Origin of the sequence: Paenibacillus radicis (ex Gao et al. 2016) (genome assembly GCF_014641555.1) — a bacterium.
Classification (GTDB): Bacteria; Bacillota; Bacilli; order Paenibacillales; family Paenibacillaceae; genus Pristimantibacillus; species Pristimantibacillus radicis.
The window spans coordinates 200,492-214,946 of the sequence record NZ_BMHY01000002.1; the positions used below are offsets into that span (position 1 = coordinate 200,492).

At 48.1% G+C, this 14,455-nt stretch carries 15 protein-coding genes; 9 read left to right on the forward strand and 6 right to left on the reverse strand.

The genetic code is table 11. From position 1 onward, the window contains the following. Positions 1-2 precede the first annotated feature (2 nt). The 3 genes from IEX98_RS06515 to IEX98_RS06525 all read left to right on the forward strand — a co-directional run bounded on the left by IEX98_RS06515 (position 3) and on the right by IEX98_RS06525 (position 2,446). Complete coding sequence (locus IEX98_RS06515; RefSeq protein ID WP_188888137.1) at positions 3-881, forward strand: alpha/beta fold hydrolase; 879 nt, start codon at positions 3-5, stop codon at positions 879-881. Positions 882-998: 117 nt separating this feature from the next. Continuing rightward, positions 999-1,451 (forward strand): helix-turn-helix domain-containing protein, encoded by a 453-nt coding sequence (locus IEX98_RS06520; RefSeq protein WP_188888138.1) that lies wholly within the window; start codon positions 999-1,001, stop codon positions 1,449-1,451. Between the two features lie 80 nt (positions 1,452-1,531). Beyond that, the gene (locus tag IEX98_RS06525; protein WP_188888139.1) at positions 1,532-2,446 is read left to right on the forward strand and encodes a hypothetical protein; all 915 of its coding nucleotides are present in this window, start codon (positions 1,532-1,534) and stop codon (positions 2,444-2,446) included. 12 nt (positions 2,447-2,458) lie between these two features. Here IEX98_RS06525 and IEX98_RS06530 read toward each other — a convergent pair whose 3' ends face one another. Next, positions 2,459-3,889, reverse strand: a complete 1,431-nt coding sequence (locus IEX98_RS06530; protein WP_188888140.1) for an aldehyde dehydrogenase family protein — start codon at positions 3,887-3,889, stop codon at positions 2,459-2,461. A gap of 229 nt (positions 3,890-4,118) precedes the next feature. Here IEX98_RS06530 and IEX98_RS06535 point away from each other — a divergent pair, with 229 nt between their 5' ends. Genes IEX98_RS06535 through IEX98_RS06540 form a run of 3 tightly spaced genes read left to right on the forward strand, consistent with a single transcriptional unit; the run spans position 4,119 to position 5,678 of the window. After that, on the forward strand, positions 4,119-4,529 hold the full coding sequence (locus IEX98_RS06535; RefSeq protein ID WP_188888141.1) for a MerR family transcriptional regulator: 411 nt from the start codon (positions 4,119-4,121) through the stop codon (positions 4,527-4,529). A gap of 33 nt (positions 4,530-4,562) precedes the next feature. Next, the gene (locus tag IEX98_RS29420) at positions 4,563-4,892 is read left to right on the forward strand and encodes a hypothetical protein (RefSeq protein WP_308421754.1); all 330 of its coding nucleotides are present in this window, start codon (positions 4,563-4,565) and stop codon (positions 4,890-4,892) included. Positions 4,893-4,898: 6 nt separating this feature from the next. Then, positions 4,899-5,678 (forward strand): pyridoxal phosphate-dependent aminotransferase, encoded by a 780-nt coding sequence (locus tag IEX98_RS06540; RefSeq protein ID WP_308421755.1) that lies wholly within the window; start codon positions 4,899-4,901, stop codon positions 5,676-5,678. A 184-nt stretch (positions 5,679-5,862) separates the two neighbouring features. Here IEX98_RS06540 and IEX98_RS06545 read toward each other — a convergent pair whose 3' ends face one another. From IEX98_RS06545 to IEX98_RS06555, 3 genes are all read right to left on the reverse strand, one after another. Further along, positions 5,863-6,957, reverse strand: coding sequence for a GerAB/ArcD/ProY family transporter (locus tag IEX98_RS06545; protein ID WP_188888142.1), 1,095 nt, complete (start codon positions 6,955-6,957; stop codon positions 5,863-5,865). Between the two features lie 262 nt (positions 6,958-7,219). Then, positions 7,220-8,437: a Ger(x)C family spore germination protein gene (locus tag IEX98_RS06550; protein ID WP_188888143.1), complete on the reverse strand. Its 1,218-nt coding sequence runs from the start codon at positions 8,435-8,437 to the stop codon at positions 7,220-7,222. Continuing rightward, a complete protein-coding gene (locus IEX98_RS06555; RefSeq protein WP_188888144.1) occupies positions 8,434-9,939 on the reverse strand; it encodes a spore germination protein in 1,506 nt (501 codons plus the stop codon). Before IEX98_RS06555 ends, IEX98_RS06550 begins: the two co-directional genes overlap by 4 nt. Before the next feature lie 202 nt (positions 9,940-10,141). Between IEX98_RS06555 and IEX98_RS06560 the strand changes: the two genes are divergently transcribed. Continuing rightward, positions 10,142-10,816 (forward strand): cyclase family protein, encoded by a 675-nt coding sequence (locus IEX98_RS06560; RefSeq protein WP_188888145.1) that lies wholly within the window; start codon positions 10,142-10,144, stop codon positions 10,814-10,816. Positions 10,817-10,867: 51 nt separating this feature from the next. After that, positions 10,868-11,635: a polysaccharide deacetylase family protein gene (locus IEX98_RS06565; RefSeq protein WP_188888146.1), complete on the forward strand. Its 768-nt coding sequence runs from the start codon at positions 10,868-10,870 to the stop codon at positions 11,633-11,635. Positions 11,636-11,721: 86 nt separating this feature from the next. On the opposite strand, the gene IEX98_RS06570 is transcribed toward IEX98_RS06565, so the two are convergent. Beyond that, a complete protein-coding gene (locus IEX98_RS06570; RefSeq protein WP_188888147.1) occupies positions 11,722-12,066 on the reverse strand; it encodes an ArsR/SmtB family transcription factor in 345 nt (114 codons plus the stop codon). Positions 12,067-12,180: 114 nt separating this feature from the next. Here IEX98_RS06570 and IEX98_RS06575 point away from each other — a divergent pair, with 114 nt between their 5' ends. Next, complete coding sequence (locus IEX98_RS06575) at positions 12,181-13,557, forward strand: MFS transporter (RefSeq protein WP_188888148.1); 1,377 nt, start codon at positions 12,181-12,183, stop codon at positions 13,555-13,557. A gap of 75 nt (positions 13,558-13,632) precedes the next feature. Here IEX98_RS06575 and IEX98_RS06580 read toward each other — a convergent pair whose 3' ends face one another. After that, a complete protein-coding gene (locus tag IEX98_RS06580) occupies positions 13,633-14,409 on the reverse strand; it encodes an alpha/beta fold hydrolase (RefSeq protein WP_188888149.1) in 777 nt (258 codons plus the stop codon). Between the last annotated feature and the right edge of the window lie 46 nt (positions 14,410-14,455).

The window sequence follows — 14,455 nt, forward strand, 5'->3', positions numbered from 1 at the left end:
TCATGCAAAGGTATAAGTCCGAGCGAGGCCGTGAGCTTATTTATGAATCGTATAATAAACTGTTGGCAGCATGGGGCGTTGCCTATGAAGAAGCCGATATTCCGACTACATATGGGAGCACACATATCATAACGGCAGGCTCGTCTGCAAATCCTCCATTGCTGCTGTTGCACGGTACGGCGGATAACGCTGCTATGATGTGGATTTACAATATTCAGCCATTGTCCGAGCAGTTTTACATCATCGCCATTGATGCGGTGGGCGGTTCGGGAAAAAGCGAACCGAATGCGGCTTACAAGAAGCAGTTTGATCAGGCGGTGTGGCTGGATGAAGTGCTGGATGCTCTGGCAATCCGTCAAGCCGATATTGCAGGCGTATCCTATGGTGCTTACTTAGCCTATCATTATGCGATCATGCGTCCATCTCGAGTGGATAAAATCGTCTGCATGGCGGGAAGAGTGCCAAGCAGTCAGTTCGAGGTGATGGGCAAAATGATGAAAGCCTTTCTGCCAGAAGCCTTGTTTCCTACCGAAGCCAGCTGCAAAAGACTGCTCAGAAAGCTCAGCGGACCCAACTATGCCGTCTTTGAAGACAACAAGGAGCTTATGCAGCATTGGTTTTATTTGTTGAAGCACTTCAACAACAAATCGATGATGCAGCATAAAATAACGATTTTTCAAGCAGAGCAGCTTGCATCTATTCGGGATAAGGCACTGTTCTTAATCGGCGATCAAGATAGGTTAAGCTACTATCCGAAGGCCATCACCAAGCTCGAGGAGCATCGTTTAACGTATAAGATCATTCCGCAAGCGGGACATGCCATCAATCATGAACAGTCGGAGCAGGTGAATGCCGAAATCATCCGCTATTTAATCGGTTAAGCGATCTTTATATGTCCGAATAATTACACATTGATACATATTATGACCTTTTGTCTAGACAGAAGGTCGTCTTTACGTTACAATCTCCTTGAAATGGAATGATATGGAGGAGATCGGATGTACAAAATCGATGATTTGGCAGAACTGCTGGATATGCATACACGAACCATTCGAAGATACATTCATGAAGGAAAGCTCAACGCGATGAAGGTCGGCGGAGAATGGCGAGTAAGTGAAGAGGAGCTAAACCGGTTTATGGGCAAAAAAGTGCAGCAGCTGCATGAAGAGTCCCTGCAGCATGTTGATGAGTATTTGGGCAAAGGCACGTCTGAGATTGACGGGATCTATCAGGTCTGCTCCATTATCGATTGCTACGTTGATGGCGCTAAAGCGGCATTGATCTCGCAGGAGCTGATTCAATTGCTGAATGCCGATGATCCGGAGCGGGGAAAAGCCAAGTTTCAGTACTTTTATCTTCAGGAAGAAAAGAAAAGCCGGTTCATCGTATGGGGAAAACCCGGATTTATGGGCAAGCTTCTGCTGACAATCGAGACTTTATCCAAGCTTTAGTAAACTTATGTACTTTATCTAAACAAAAGCGCTTTCTCCCTCGTCTATGTAGAAAATGGAAGAAGAGCGGAGTTGAACGTATGAAATATCGGTATGTTTGGATGAAGATGGCTGCGATTGCAATGCTAATGTCAGGCTGTGGCACCACGGAGCCGGAGCCTATACCAGAGCAGCCGATTAACGGGCAGCAGCAGAACTCGTCTGTGACTGTGCAAAATGAAGCAGCATCCGGCGATGCCGCTGAAGAGGAACAGGCGCTCGATGCTGCTGATATATTGTCCCCGTTGCCCGACGAATTTAGCTTGTCATTCGCTGCCTTGCAGCTGGAAGAGCTGCAACAGGGAGGGCCGGATGAAGAATGGACGCTCATGCGGTCGATTCCTTTCGGGAAAATCAACAAGCATGACGCTGTATTGAGTATCTATGAGGAGAACCGGGAAAATGAGATGCTGCCCCGTTCTTATTCCGGTGTGCTGCTCGTCAATAAAACCTCTTATTGGATTCGAGACGTATCCTCTTCTCTAGCAGTGGACAATGAAGAGGCAGATCAAACCCGTCTCTTCCAGCGAATGCTCCCTGGTCAAACTCGCTATGAGTTGATCGGAGGATTGGAGCTGTTCGCCAACGGACCCGGTCGAGCACTATACCTGATTTACGATCATGAACATAATCGGCTAACAAGCTTCGAGAGTTGGGGCAAGCCCGACTTTATCGACCTGGATGGAGATGGAGAGGATGAATTCTTCATCGAGTTTCAAGGTCTGCATTTATCTTGGCCGGATCTATCCATTCTGAGAGTGAATAATGGAGTTATTGAGCTCAGCTCCTCTGTCGTCGATCCGATCAGACGCAATCAAGGCGACTACGCCGCTTTAATAAGGGATCAGCAGCCGCCTCTCATCCGATTGTCCAATATTCAAAACGAGGAAGTAATGGATGACTATTTATATTTGAACGGAAAATTAATCAGGAAGCCGCTCAACCCCAGTCCATAAGTTGCCCCTCACTCACACTTCATCATAACCAAGAATCGCTTTCGCCTCGACATGCTCCAGCAGTCCATAAACACCGGAATCTCTTCCGATCCCGGATTGCTTGAACCCGCCGAATGGTGCATACGGGTCGTCATGAATACCTTTGTTGATGAGCACGCGGCCGGCTTCCAATCGGGAAGCAACCTCTCGTGCTCGTTCTAAGCTCGAAGAGCTGACATAAGCCGCCAATCCAAATATCGTATCATTGGCAATCGCAATCGCCTCTTCTTGGCTTGTATAGGAAATGACGGAGAGTACAGGCCCGAATATCTCCTCGCGAGCGATTGTCATCTGATTCGTAACGTTAGCGAAAACCGTCGGTTTAACGAAATAGCCGCCCTCCAGTCCTTCGGGATGTCCCAAGCCTCCGGCAACGAGCTCCGCGCCTTCATCCAGTCCGGATTGAATGTAACGCTGCACAGTATCGAATTGCTTCTGATTCACAAGCGGCCCCAAGACGGTATCTTTTTCAGCAGGATAACCTAACTTCATGGAGACTACGGCTTTTTGAATCAGTTTTTTCGCTTCCTCCATAAGATGCTCCGGAATGAGCAGTCTCGAACCGGCATGGCAGGCTTGACCGGTATTGCTGAAAGCAATGCCCATAGCCATCGGAATTGCCGTCTGCAAATCAGCGTCATCGAGGATGAGGTTCGGCGATTTGCCGCCTAGCTCCAGCGTCAGCCTTTTGATCGTATCAGCAGCATTTTTACTAATTAACCGGCCGACAGCTGTAGAGCCGGTGAACGATATTTTGGCAACATCCTGATGACGAGTCAATTCAGCGCCAACGACGCTGCCTGTCCCATTCACGATGTTAATGACACCTGCAGGAATGCCAGCTGCATTGATGCACTCCATTAACAGCTGCGTCTGTAACGCGCTGATCTCGCTTGGTTTGACGACGATGGTGCAGCCTGCGGCCAGTGCCGGCGCTATTTTACCGCAAATATGCGTATAGTTGGCATTCCACGGAGTGATCGCGCCAATGACGCCCAGCGGCTCCATAACGATTCGGGTGCTGCCCGCTGTTCTCTCGAACTCGAAATCCTCCAGCGCTTCTTTGGCATGTAGGAAGGTTTGAGCAGCGAATGCTGCACGTCCGTAAGAAGCCGCAGCCGGAGAGCCGTATTCTTCAACAGATGCAGCGGCGAGAACTTCCGCTTTGTCCATCACGGCGTCATGGAGCCGCTGCAGCATATCGCTTCTCTCTTCCACCGATGTTTTGGAGAAGGCTTTGAGCGCTGTTTTTGCCGCTGCTACAGCCAGTTGGGTGTCCGCCTCATTGCCTAGCACTACTTGGCCGATAATCTCCTTCGTTGAAGGGTTGATTAAAGACTGAACCTCAGTGCCTTGGGCTTTCACAAAACGTCCGTCTATATAATGCTGATCTATGATTCTCATTTGTCATGGCCTCCTATTGGGTGGATTATCTTCAGCGGCGACAAACCATATAGCCAATCAGCGCTGCATGAACAGCATAAGCCTTAAAGCGTACTTGAAAGCAAGCTGGGAATAGATAGGCTTTTTTCTGTACGAAATGCTTGCGTTAATGCTCGGTTTAAGGTGTATACTAGTTTAAAAAATATGCGGATTTATTTCCTAAACAACTACAGAACTGGCGGTGAAACCGATGAGCTTTTCCATTAAAGAAGCTTCGGAGCGGCTGGGTTGTCCTGCCCATACGATTCGTTATTATGAAAAAGAAGGTCTGCTGCCGTTTATTAAGCGCGATGAGCACGGCAACCGTCTATTTGAGCAGCAGGATCTCCATTGGATTAAGCTGATGACCTGCTTCCGGGCAACTGGCATGCCCGTCGCCGCTTTGAAAAAAATCGTCGATCTCGCCATAGCAGGTCCGCAGACGATTCCGGAGCGGAGGCTGCTTCTGGAAAACCATAAGCAGGAGCTGAAGCGGCGTCAGCAAGAGCTGGATGATGCGTTCGAAGCGGTAGACTACAAGCTGTCCGTCTATAACGAGATTGAAAACGGCAAGCTGGATGCAAAGCATGGGGATTTTAAGATGGATGATGGAACGCAATAATAAAAATTCGCCATATAAGGGAGAGGCGTTAGAATGAACAGCAATTCCGATACGGACAAAGAGCAAGTGACACCGCGGCGGGCGTTGGGCCAGTTGAAGCCCTATACAGCCGGCAAGCCCATATGGGAAGTACAGCGGGAATATGGGGTGGAGCGGGTCGTTAAGCTCGCTTCCAATGAGAATTCGTTAGGTCCTTCGCCCAAAGCCGTGCAAGCCATGCAAGAAGCATTAACAGAACTGCATCGCTACCCGGATGAGCGGTCTTCTGGTCTGATTAGCGAATTAGTCCGTCAATATGACCTTTCGGACAACCATTTCATCGTCACCAACGGAGGCGACGAGCTTATTCTGCTCATCTCGTAAGCGTATTTGGAGGAAGGCGATGAAATAATTGTGCCCGAACCGACGTTTAGTGAATACGCATTTGGCGCTCATCTTATGAACGGCGCTGTCGTAAAAGTTCCTTTTGACGAAAAATACAGCTATAACGCCGATAACTTGCTTGCGGCAGTGACGAGTAAGACGAAATTAATCTACTTGTGCTCGCCGAATAATCCGACTGGCACGTATTTACCGGAAGCGGATCTCCGCCGTCTTCTGGAGCGCCTACCGGCACGAGTGCTCGTCGTGATCGATACCGCTTACCGGCATTACGCTACAGCTTCCGACTATTCGGATGGTGTGGAACTTATCCGCGAGGGCTACCCGCTGCTGGCGCTGAATACCTTTTCGAAAATATACGGTTTGGCCGGAATACGCGTCGGCTTCGGTATCGCGCCGGAAAGTGTCATCCGCACGCTGTTGAAAGTGAAGGAGCCTTTTAACGTTAACGCTCTTGCGCAGGCGGGAGCGCAAGCCGCTTTGACCGACTATGAACATATCGAAGCTTCGCGTGCAATGAATGAGGCAGGCCGGGAGCAGCTGTATAGCGGATTACGGAAGCTGGCAATTCCTTTTACGGAGAGCATGGCAAATTACGTGCTGGTAGAGCTTGGTGAAGAAGCGGACCGCATCTACAATCAACTGCTTCAACGAGGGATTATTATTCGGTCAGCCAAAGGCTGGGGATTGCATCAGCATGTGCGAATTTCGGTAGGTACGGAGAAAGAAAATCACATCTTGCTAGAGGCATTGGCGGAGTTAGTTTAACGCTGAATAACGTATTTCAATAATAATAGAGGACAGTTGAGCCGGAGGGTTCAAGCTGTCCTTTTTTGCTGTTTTCCAGTTTTTTTGTAATGTTATAAACTGTTGGAGATTAGGAAAGGGGAGGTTTGAAATGGACATTTCAACAAACAGCATACCAGAGGCAGCGATTCGGGGAACGTTGCCATCACATTTTACCGCCCATCCCTTTCCTTACCGACAGCGTGAGCAGAAGCAGCAACGGTACAAATATCATAAAGATGGTCGAAAAAGGGGACCAGTTTTTGGATAAAAAGTCTTGTATGAAGATCGTATTCGGGTAGCATAGCAAGGCCATTACAATCATGCCGAAGCCGACAGGGATTACGAGTGGTTTCGATTCCTTTAATTTGCATACCTGAGCCAAGCCGAGAACGGCGGCATCAAAGGTAATAATCACTTTGATCACAATCGAAATGATCCATATAAACATCATGACACCTTCAATCCGCTCTAGAAAATGCCCGATGCTTATTTTTTTGGCAAGCACATAGGCTGGATACAACTGGTTGGATGTCACCAAGGAACTCATGACGCCGATGCAGCAAGCCGTAGTAATAATGAGGAAGATACCGCCAACCATTACGCCGCCGACAAATGCGTTTTTACGGCTGCCCGAGCGCTTAACATAGGGGTACAGCATCAATAGGACGATAATTTCCTGCAATCCGTAAAAGGAAAAGCCGCCCTTCAGTACCGGCTTTAATCCGAACTCCAATGCAGGCTGGAAATTCCGAAAATCGATAATATGCAGCATCGACATAATAAGTAAGCTGAACATGAAAACCAGCAGCGGAAAAAAAATTTCGGCCGCTCGCGAGTAAACGACCAAGCCGGCCCGTATGACGGCAACGACGACGGCAACGAATAAAATTTGTAAAATCTCAATCGGGGTCTCCGGCATAATTTGCGTCGTCAAGAAAAAACCAAGATCCCCAATCATTAGCGAGGCAAGTATAAAGAAAAAAACGATATAGCACAAGGCTAGCAAGGCGCCCGCCCATTTGCCGAAAGCGGCAAGACATAGCTCAATCAGCGTTTTATGTCCAAAACGCTCTCCGAGCATAACGTAGAGGAGCGCCAGCATGCAGTCAATAATGACGCCTGCAATGGCTGCGATCCAAGCATCTTGTTTTGCTTCATTAGCAAGTCCTGCGGGGGTAATGAGGATTGAGGTGCCAATCATGAAAAAAATAACGAGTATCGTAAATGTGCGGACGTTAATCATAGGATTTGTCGTCATTGCTTGACCCCCTTTCAGGAGAGTAGGCTGTAAATGGCTTTGGAATAAGGTGAGATTGCCGATTCGATCCATTTCAACGGATTTGGCGGATTATTCATATACATATAAGCAAGACTTCCCGCTGTAAAAACGGCCATTAACAGAAGGTGCAGCAGCAACGCTCCTCGTTGCTGCTTTCTGATGAGTTCAGGTATATCCTTAAACCCTGACCAAAGCCATACGCTGATTATGCCTACCAGCAGCCACAATATCGCTCGTCTCCTTACCGGGTCTCTTTCTCCAAGGAATGAACCGTTGTACCGATTCTCCGAATCGTAACTAAAGACCGCACATGGATTTCTACATTTTCAAACGTTTTGTTCCAATTCTTGATCATGCGCCACTTCTTGGGGGAGGTGCGATGCAGCACATCGCCGAACCCGTATATATCCACCTTAAGCTCCTTCTGTGCTTTACGGATCGATCGTTCTAACAGCTTTTCGAACTCCTTCTGGGCTTTCTTCTCCAGCTTTTGCACGTTAGCCGGCTTGGAGATGTCAAAATCGCAGCCGACATCCCTGATGTCCTGCTCCGTTTTCAACAACACATCAAAAACCGGCTTGCCATTCTTATACTGAACGTGAATATTAGCATGCGAGTTCACGATCTGAAGCGTAATCAAGTCCTCCGAATCCGGACACGTCATTACGGCAGTCGTTTGTGAAATGTTGTTATGGAGGTAATTGAGCACTTTCGTATCGTTCTCGTTAAGCCAGCCGGTCATTTTATCTAAGTTGAAAGCGGCCATGCCAGAGTACTTTAATGTAACGGTAGGGTCGATATAATTCGCATCCGCATAATTGTCGCCCTTGGACGGTTTTCCTATAATTTCAAGAGCCGTCAGTGAAGGCGCTTTGCCTTGTTTGGACAAGTCTTGAATAAGCTGATCGAGCGTGATTTTGCCAGTGGCTGCCCACATCTTGTCGGACGTTTCCAGCTTCGTGAACAGATTGTTGGAAGGGATGGGGTCCATCGGGCTGTAGGTTTCCAAAATCTTATCCGCCGTTGTATTTCTCGCTACGACAAGATAAAAGTCAGTTCGCATTTCCCGGTTTCGGGCGATAAAGTCGAGCGGCTTGCTAATGCCTGCTCTCGCAACCTCCTCTCCAACAATTAAAATACGCAAATGGGAGAAATAGAGCTGACGAGCAGCCTTAACGGTCATTCGGCTCAGCGCCTCCGGAACGGTAGCACCTATGGCGTCATAGGTAACGACCGGACTAAAGTTTTTACCGCTGCCTTGCCGGTTGCTTACTTGGCTGGGATTGACGATTTGGGCGCTTACTTTGTATTTCTCTCCCTTTTTATCAATCCCCAGACCAACGACGATGCTAATATCATTCAGCTCATGACGGCTCCAGCAAGAGGATAATAATCCGGTGCAGCAGGCGACAGCAAGGGTGACAAGCAGGAAGCGGGTTATGCTGCGGATGCGGCTCATGATTTTTTTTGCCTTATAAGCTCTTTAGGATTCAGGCTCTTTGGTCTCGTAATCAGTCTTGGGATCGGGAAGCGAAAGAACGTATCCTTCTGATCGGTTAGTTTGAAGGGAGCTAGCGGTGCCATATAGGAAACCCCGAAGGAGCTGAGGCTGCATAGATGAAACACGATTGCGATCACTCCGATAAATACGCCGTATAAGCCGAAGGAAGCAGCTAGCATCATCAATATAAACCGGATGATACGAGCGGCTATACCTAAGTTGAAGGCTGGCAATACGAAATTTGAAATGGCGGTAATCGAGACGACGATAACCATTGCGGCGCTGACAAGTCCGGCTTCTACCGCCGCTTGTCCCACGACAAGAGTGCCTACAATCGAAATCGATTGCCCAATCGTCTTCGGCATCCGGACGCTGGCCTCTCGCAAGATTTCGAAAGTAACTTCCATAATCAGCGCCTCAATAAAAGCCGGGAAAGGCACGCCTTCCCGCTGACTGGCTAAATTATAGAGCAGCGTAGTCGGCAGCATTTCTTGATGGAATGTCGTAATCGCGATATAGAAAGAAGGCGTGATCGTAGCGAGGAAAAAAGAAACGAAACGAAGCAAGCGGATCAGCGTGCTGAAATCCGATCTTTCATAATAGTCCTCGCTGGATTGAAAAAACTGCGTGAACAAGGCAGGCACAAGCAGCACAAAGGGAGTTCCGTCCACCATAATGGCTACCCGGCCCTCAAGCAGTCCGGCTGCGATAACATCCGGTCTCTCTGAGTTAAAGATCGTCGGAAATGGGGAGTATTTCTTGTCCTGAATATGCTCCTCCAAGTAATTGCTCTCCAGAATGCCGTCGATATCGATGGTTTGCAGCCGCTCGCGGACCTGCTGGAGCACGTTGTCCGCAACAATATTGTCAATATAAAGGATGGCTACTTTGGTTTTCGTGATGCGCCCGATTTGGAGCGACTCTACCCAAAGATGCCTGCTGTTGATTTTTCTCCGGATCATGGCTGTATTCCAGCTAATTACTTCGGTAAAGCCTTCCCTCGGCCCGCGTACGACCGATTGGACATTGGGTTCTTCGACGGAACGGGCTTTTAGATCCCGCGTAGAGACGCCAAGAGCTTGGGAGCAGCCCTCTAATAGCAAGATAGTGTTTCCGGTAAGGAGCAAATCGTACATATCATCAAAGGTATGGATATCCTGTACGGAGCCTTCCGTAATGACGGAATCCTTGCAATAGTTCAGCAGCTCAGCCGGGGTTTTACAATGGTTGTTATCATCGCTGCCGGCAAATATCGATTGCAGCATGGAGGTGGAATTCGACAGTCCGTCCATATAAAGAATGGCGCCCTGCAGAGGCAGATCATTGGCTAATTTTACTTGCAAGTAGCGGGTAATCAGGTCGGGACTGTGTCCGATGCCTTCGTTGACTTCATCAATATTTCGTTTTAGCTCGCTATATAAGGAATTGCCGGTAACCTTTGTGTCGGCCTTCTTCACCATCGTTGTCCCACCCGATTCCGCTTCGAAATAAAACCCGTTTCATTAAATTGTCCAATGTGTCCAAAAAAATACATTTAGGGAATCGCTCCGCTATCATTCAAAACATCTATAAGAACGATAGACAAAACCGTATTGATGAATAAAGACACGTATCACTACAATAGAAACAATTAATAATTAACGAAGAATGTGGGGGAGCAAAATGGGAAAACAGATTGTAGATCTTAGCCATACCATTGAGCATGGCCATGTTACGTATCCGGGAATGCCGGCACCGCAGGTATCCGATTTTTTAAGCTTTGAAGACGCGATGGGAAAATATGCGCCTGGTGTCGCATTTAACATTGGCCGTATCGAGATGGTTGCCAATTCGGGGACGTCCATTGACAGTCCCGCCCATCGTTATGAAGGCACGGACGATGTAGCTGAATTGCCGATTGCTGCTATTGCAGATCTTGAGGGGGTTGTCATTCGACTCGAAGGATTTAAAGAGCGAGCCGTCACTCGTCAATACTTAGAAGGACATTCGATTCGCGATCGTGCCGTATTAATCGAGACTGGCCGGGGGCAAGCTTGGGGACAGTCTGGCTATTTTGAAGATCATCCTTATCTGACAGAGGATGCGGCCGCTTATTTAAAGGAAGAGGGTGCGCTTCTTGTTGGTATCGACAGCCATAATATTGATGACACGTCTGATCCGGTTCGTCCTGTTCATTCAATCTTGCTTGCAGCAGCAATTCCGATCGTCGAAAACTTAAACAATCTGGAGCAACTGCCCCTCGAAGGCTTCTATTTCACGGCTGCGCCAATGAAAATTCGAGGCATGAGCGCTTTTCCGATTCGGGCATGGGCAAGATTGGATTCGCATAACGGTTAAGATGCTGGGGCATTTTATAGTGACAATGTTAGGGATAGGTGGGACTATAAAATGAAATGGCTATTGGCTTCGTTGAGCCTTGTTCTTTTATGCGGCTTTCAAGCTCCTGTAGAAAAAAAGGATCGCTATTTTTACGAAAAAAGAGGAGAGGTCATCTGGGAAGTGCCTCTGAATGAGAAGAAAATCGCACTAACCTTTGATGACGGCCCCAATCCGGAAACGACCGAGCCGATATTGGATTTATTGAAGGAATACGATGCGAAAGCGACCTTTTTCGTGCTAGGCAACCGGGTCCGCAAATATCCTGATCTGATCCGCAGGGAAGCGGAGGAAGGGCATGAAATTGCGAATCATACCTTCAACCATATTTATTTCAAAGGCAATACGACATTGGTTACGATCGAAGACGAAATTGTTAAAACCGAGGAGCTGCTCGTTGAGTTAACGGGAAAAAAACCGATCCTGTTCCGGCCCCCCGGTGGATTCTATAACGATAATACGATTCAAGTAGCGAAGAAATTAGGGTATAAGACTATACTATGGTCTTGGCATCAGGATACGAATGACTGGAGAAAGCCGGGGGTCAACAGCATCGTCCGGAAGGTGCTGGGCAATGCAAGGAATGGAGATATCGTATTGCTGCATGACTTTACGCCAAGCTCGACCCAGACCGTAGCAGCGCTGCGTACGATTTTGCCCGAGCTGAAAAAGAGAGGTTTCAAAATCGTTACGGTTTCTGAATTAATCGACGGAGAGCCGAATGAAGGCATTCCGCTTCAGCAGCAGCATGACGATGCAGAGCGCTCAAGCACCGAATAAGAAGTTAACAACATTGAGAACATAAGAAAAAGCATGCGATTAGGGAAGGCTCAATCGCATGCTTTTTAATTTCAGTGCCGCCGCTGTTACTGTTCGAGTCCCAGCAGCATTTGCTGCTTCTCATCCGAGTTCTCATAAGCGTCCAGAATCGATGTGAGCAGGCCGGGAAACCGGATTTCTAAATCATCGGTTCTAATAGATATGAGACGCTGGGTGCCAAGACTGCGCACGTTAACGACCCCAGACTCTCTTAGTGTTCGGGTATGATGGGAAAGCGTTGATTTGGCAACGGGTACGTCAAAATCACCGCAGCTTCTTTCTTGATGCTTGCGCAACTCGGATAGAATGAACAGTCGTACGGGATCGCTTAATGCATATAATACGGAGGACAAATGGATATCTGCCCGGTCGGGATGATGTAATATTTTCAAGCTAAAGCCTCCTTTGAAAAAGTTCAAACGGATGATTGCATTATAACATAACGCATGCTATGATTCTATTGTTCGATTATGATCGAACTTTAGAACTTTGGAGGTGGAGAACCCATGACAGCCGAGACTTTGAGTCAGGCTAATAAGCCGGCAGAGCAAGCAGCTATGAAAGAAGGCACGGTCATTGGCTTGTTAGGATTAACGATTGTTCTTGTCATCATGAATACGATGATGTTTAATTTGGCTTTGCCGGACGTTGCGGAATTATTTCAATTATCCGCTTCCTCCACTTCTTGGATCGTGACCGGGTACTCTATCGTATTCGCGATCTCATCCATTACGTACAGTCGATTGGCCGACTTCGTGCCGATTCGCAGGCTGTTCATTATCGGGATCTTATCGCTTAGCTTAGCTGCGATTGCCGGTATTTTCAGCAACAGTTTTATTATGCTGATCATCGTCCGCATTTTGCAAGCCTCAGGGGCAGGCGCGATTCCATCGCTTTCACTCGTACTCATTTCAAGGTACGTTCCGCTTGAACGCCGGGGCAAAGCGATGGCGCTTATTATGTCCTCGGTATCCCTTGGGCTAGGTTTGGGACCGGTTGTAGGCGGAGCGATCGTCGAATATTTGGGCTGGCATGTCTTGTTCATCGTAACGGCGGTAACGCTGCTGCTCGTACCTTTATTTGTATCGCTTATCCCTAAGGAGAAGCCGCAAAAGGGCTCATTCGACGCGCTGGGCGCTTTATTCATAAGCATAGGTACAACCGGACTGCTTCTGTTTCTAACGAACCAATCCTGGCTGGCGCTTATTATCGGCCTCGTATCGCTTATTTTGTTTATCATACGCATACGTTCGGCCAAAAATCCTTTCGTGCTTCCGTCCTTATTCCGGAACCGCTCGTATTTAATATTAGGCAGCGTCGGGATTGCCGCGTATCTATGCAGCTTTGCAACGCTGTTCCTGATGCCGCAAATTTTGGTTAAGCAATACGGCTTAAGTGCAATTCAGGCCGGTCTTGTTATTTTTCCGGGCTCGATTCTCGCTATGTTCGTCTCCCGTAAAGTAGGCCGTTATATCGATACGTACGGGAACGGCTCGATTATCCGTTATGCTCCGCTGCTGCTGCTGGCTGCGGTCATCCTGTTTGCCTTATTCGAAGGGGTATCCTATTTCGCGATATTGTTTATCTACATGCTGTTAAGCACGAGCTTCACCGTTCTTACGAGCAGCGTGTCTAATGAGATGTCCCGAATATTGAAGCCTGAGCAGATCGGCTCGGGGCTTGGCTTGTTCCAACTGCTTCAATTTTTCAGCGGCGCGTTTGGTGTAGCGGTATCGGCGACTGCCCTCGTCTGGCAGAAGAACCTTACGCTTGCACATGCCTATAGCAATATCTACTGGGGTTTGACAATTGTTGTCATACTGGCAATCGTCTGCGCATTGACTTACTTCCGTATGGTGCTCAGCAGACCTCAAACGCCTTGATATAGATTCTCTAGTACAGCCTCAGGACTTTCCATAAAAAAGCGCAAGATGCCATCCTCGGCATCTTGCGCTTTTTTACGTAATCAGCTGGCTATCGTGTGGAACCTGTCCGTTATCTAACCAACGCTCGATCATTTGATTGAAATATGCGGGCTTCGCCAAGGAAACGCCGTGGCCGATGTCCGGTATGACCACGCCGATGCAGCCGGTATTGCCTCTAACAAGAAGAGCTACCGATTTTTGCATGACGGATTTTTCTTTTTCTCCGACGGTTACTAGCAGCTTGCTTTGTGCTTTATGGAAGCCGGCAGGCAGTTCGAATGACATATTTTCTTCCAATATGCGTACGAGGGAATCCGGCTTCATCCGGCAGCTTTCCTCATAATAGTTGTTCAAATGATTGCTGCTCAAGTAAAGTTGTTTCGCTTGGAGCTTGGAGAAACTCCTGTTGCGGATAAGCGGAAAGGTTAGACGAACGGACAGAGGAATCCACCGTTTCATCGAAGGCATGGGGATTACGAGCGCACTGTTGATAATGGCGTAATCGATGAGGTCTGGGCGCATGCTGACCATCTGTACCGCAATTTGAGCGCCCAGAGAAAACCCAATTATAATGACTGTTTTTCCTGCTCCGATCGCTTCGATCCGCTGCAGCAAATACTCGGCGCTGGCTCTGATGGAGAATGGGGCATCACCTAGACTTTGTCCGTGTTCTGGCAGATCGGGTACGACGCAATGATAATGAGGCGAAAAATGCCGGATTTGTTCGTCCCACATCCAGCCGCTGACGCCGCCGCCATGGATAAAGAGCATCAGAGGGCCGTCCAGATTTCCATACTGTTGTTGATGCATAATTGGGTATTCACCTCTTTCCAATAAGTATTGTTATTTGGATAAT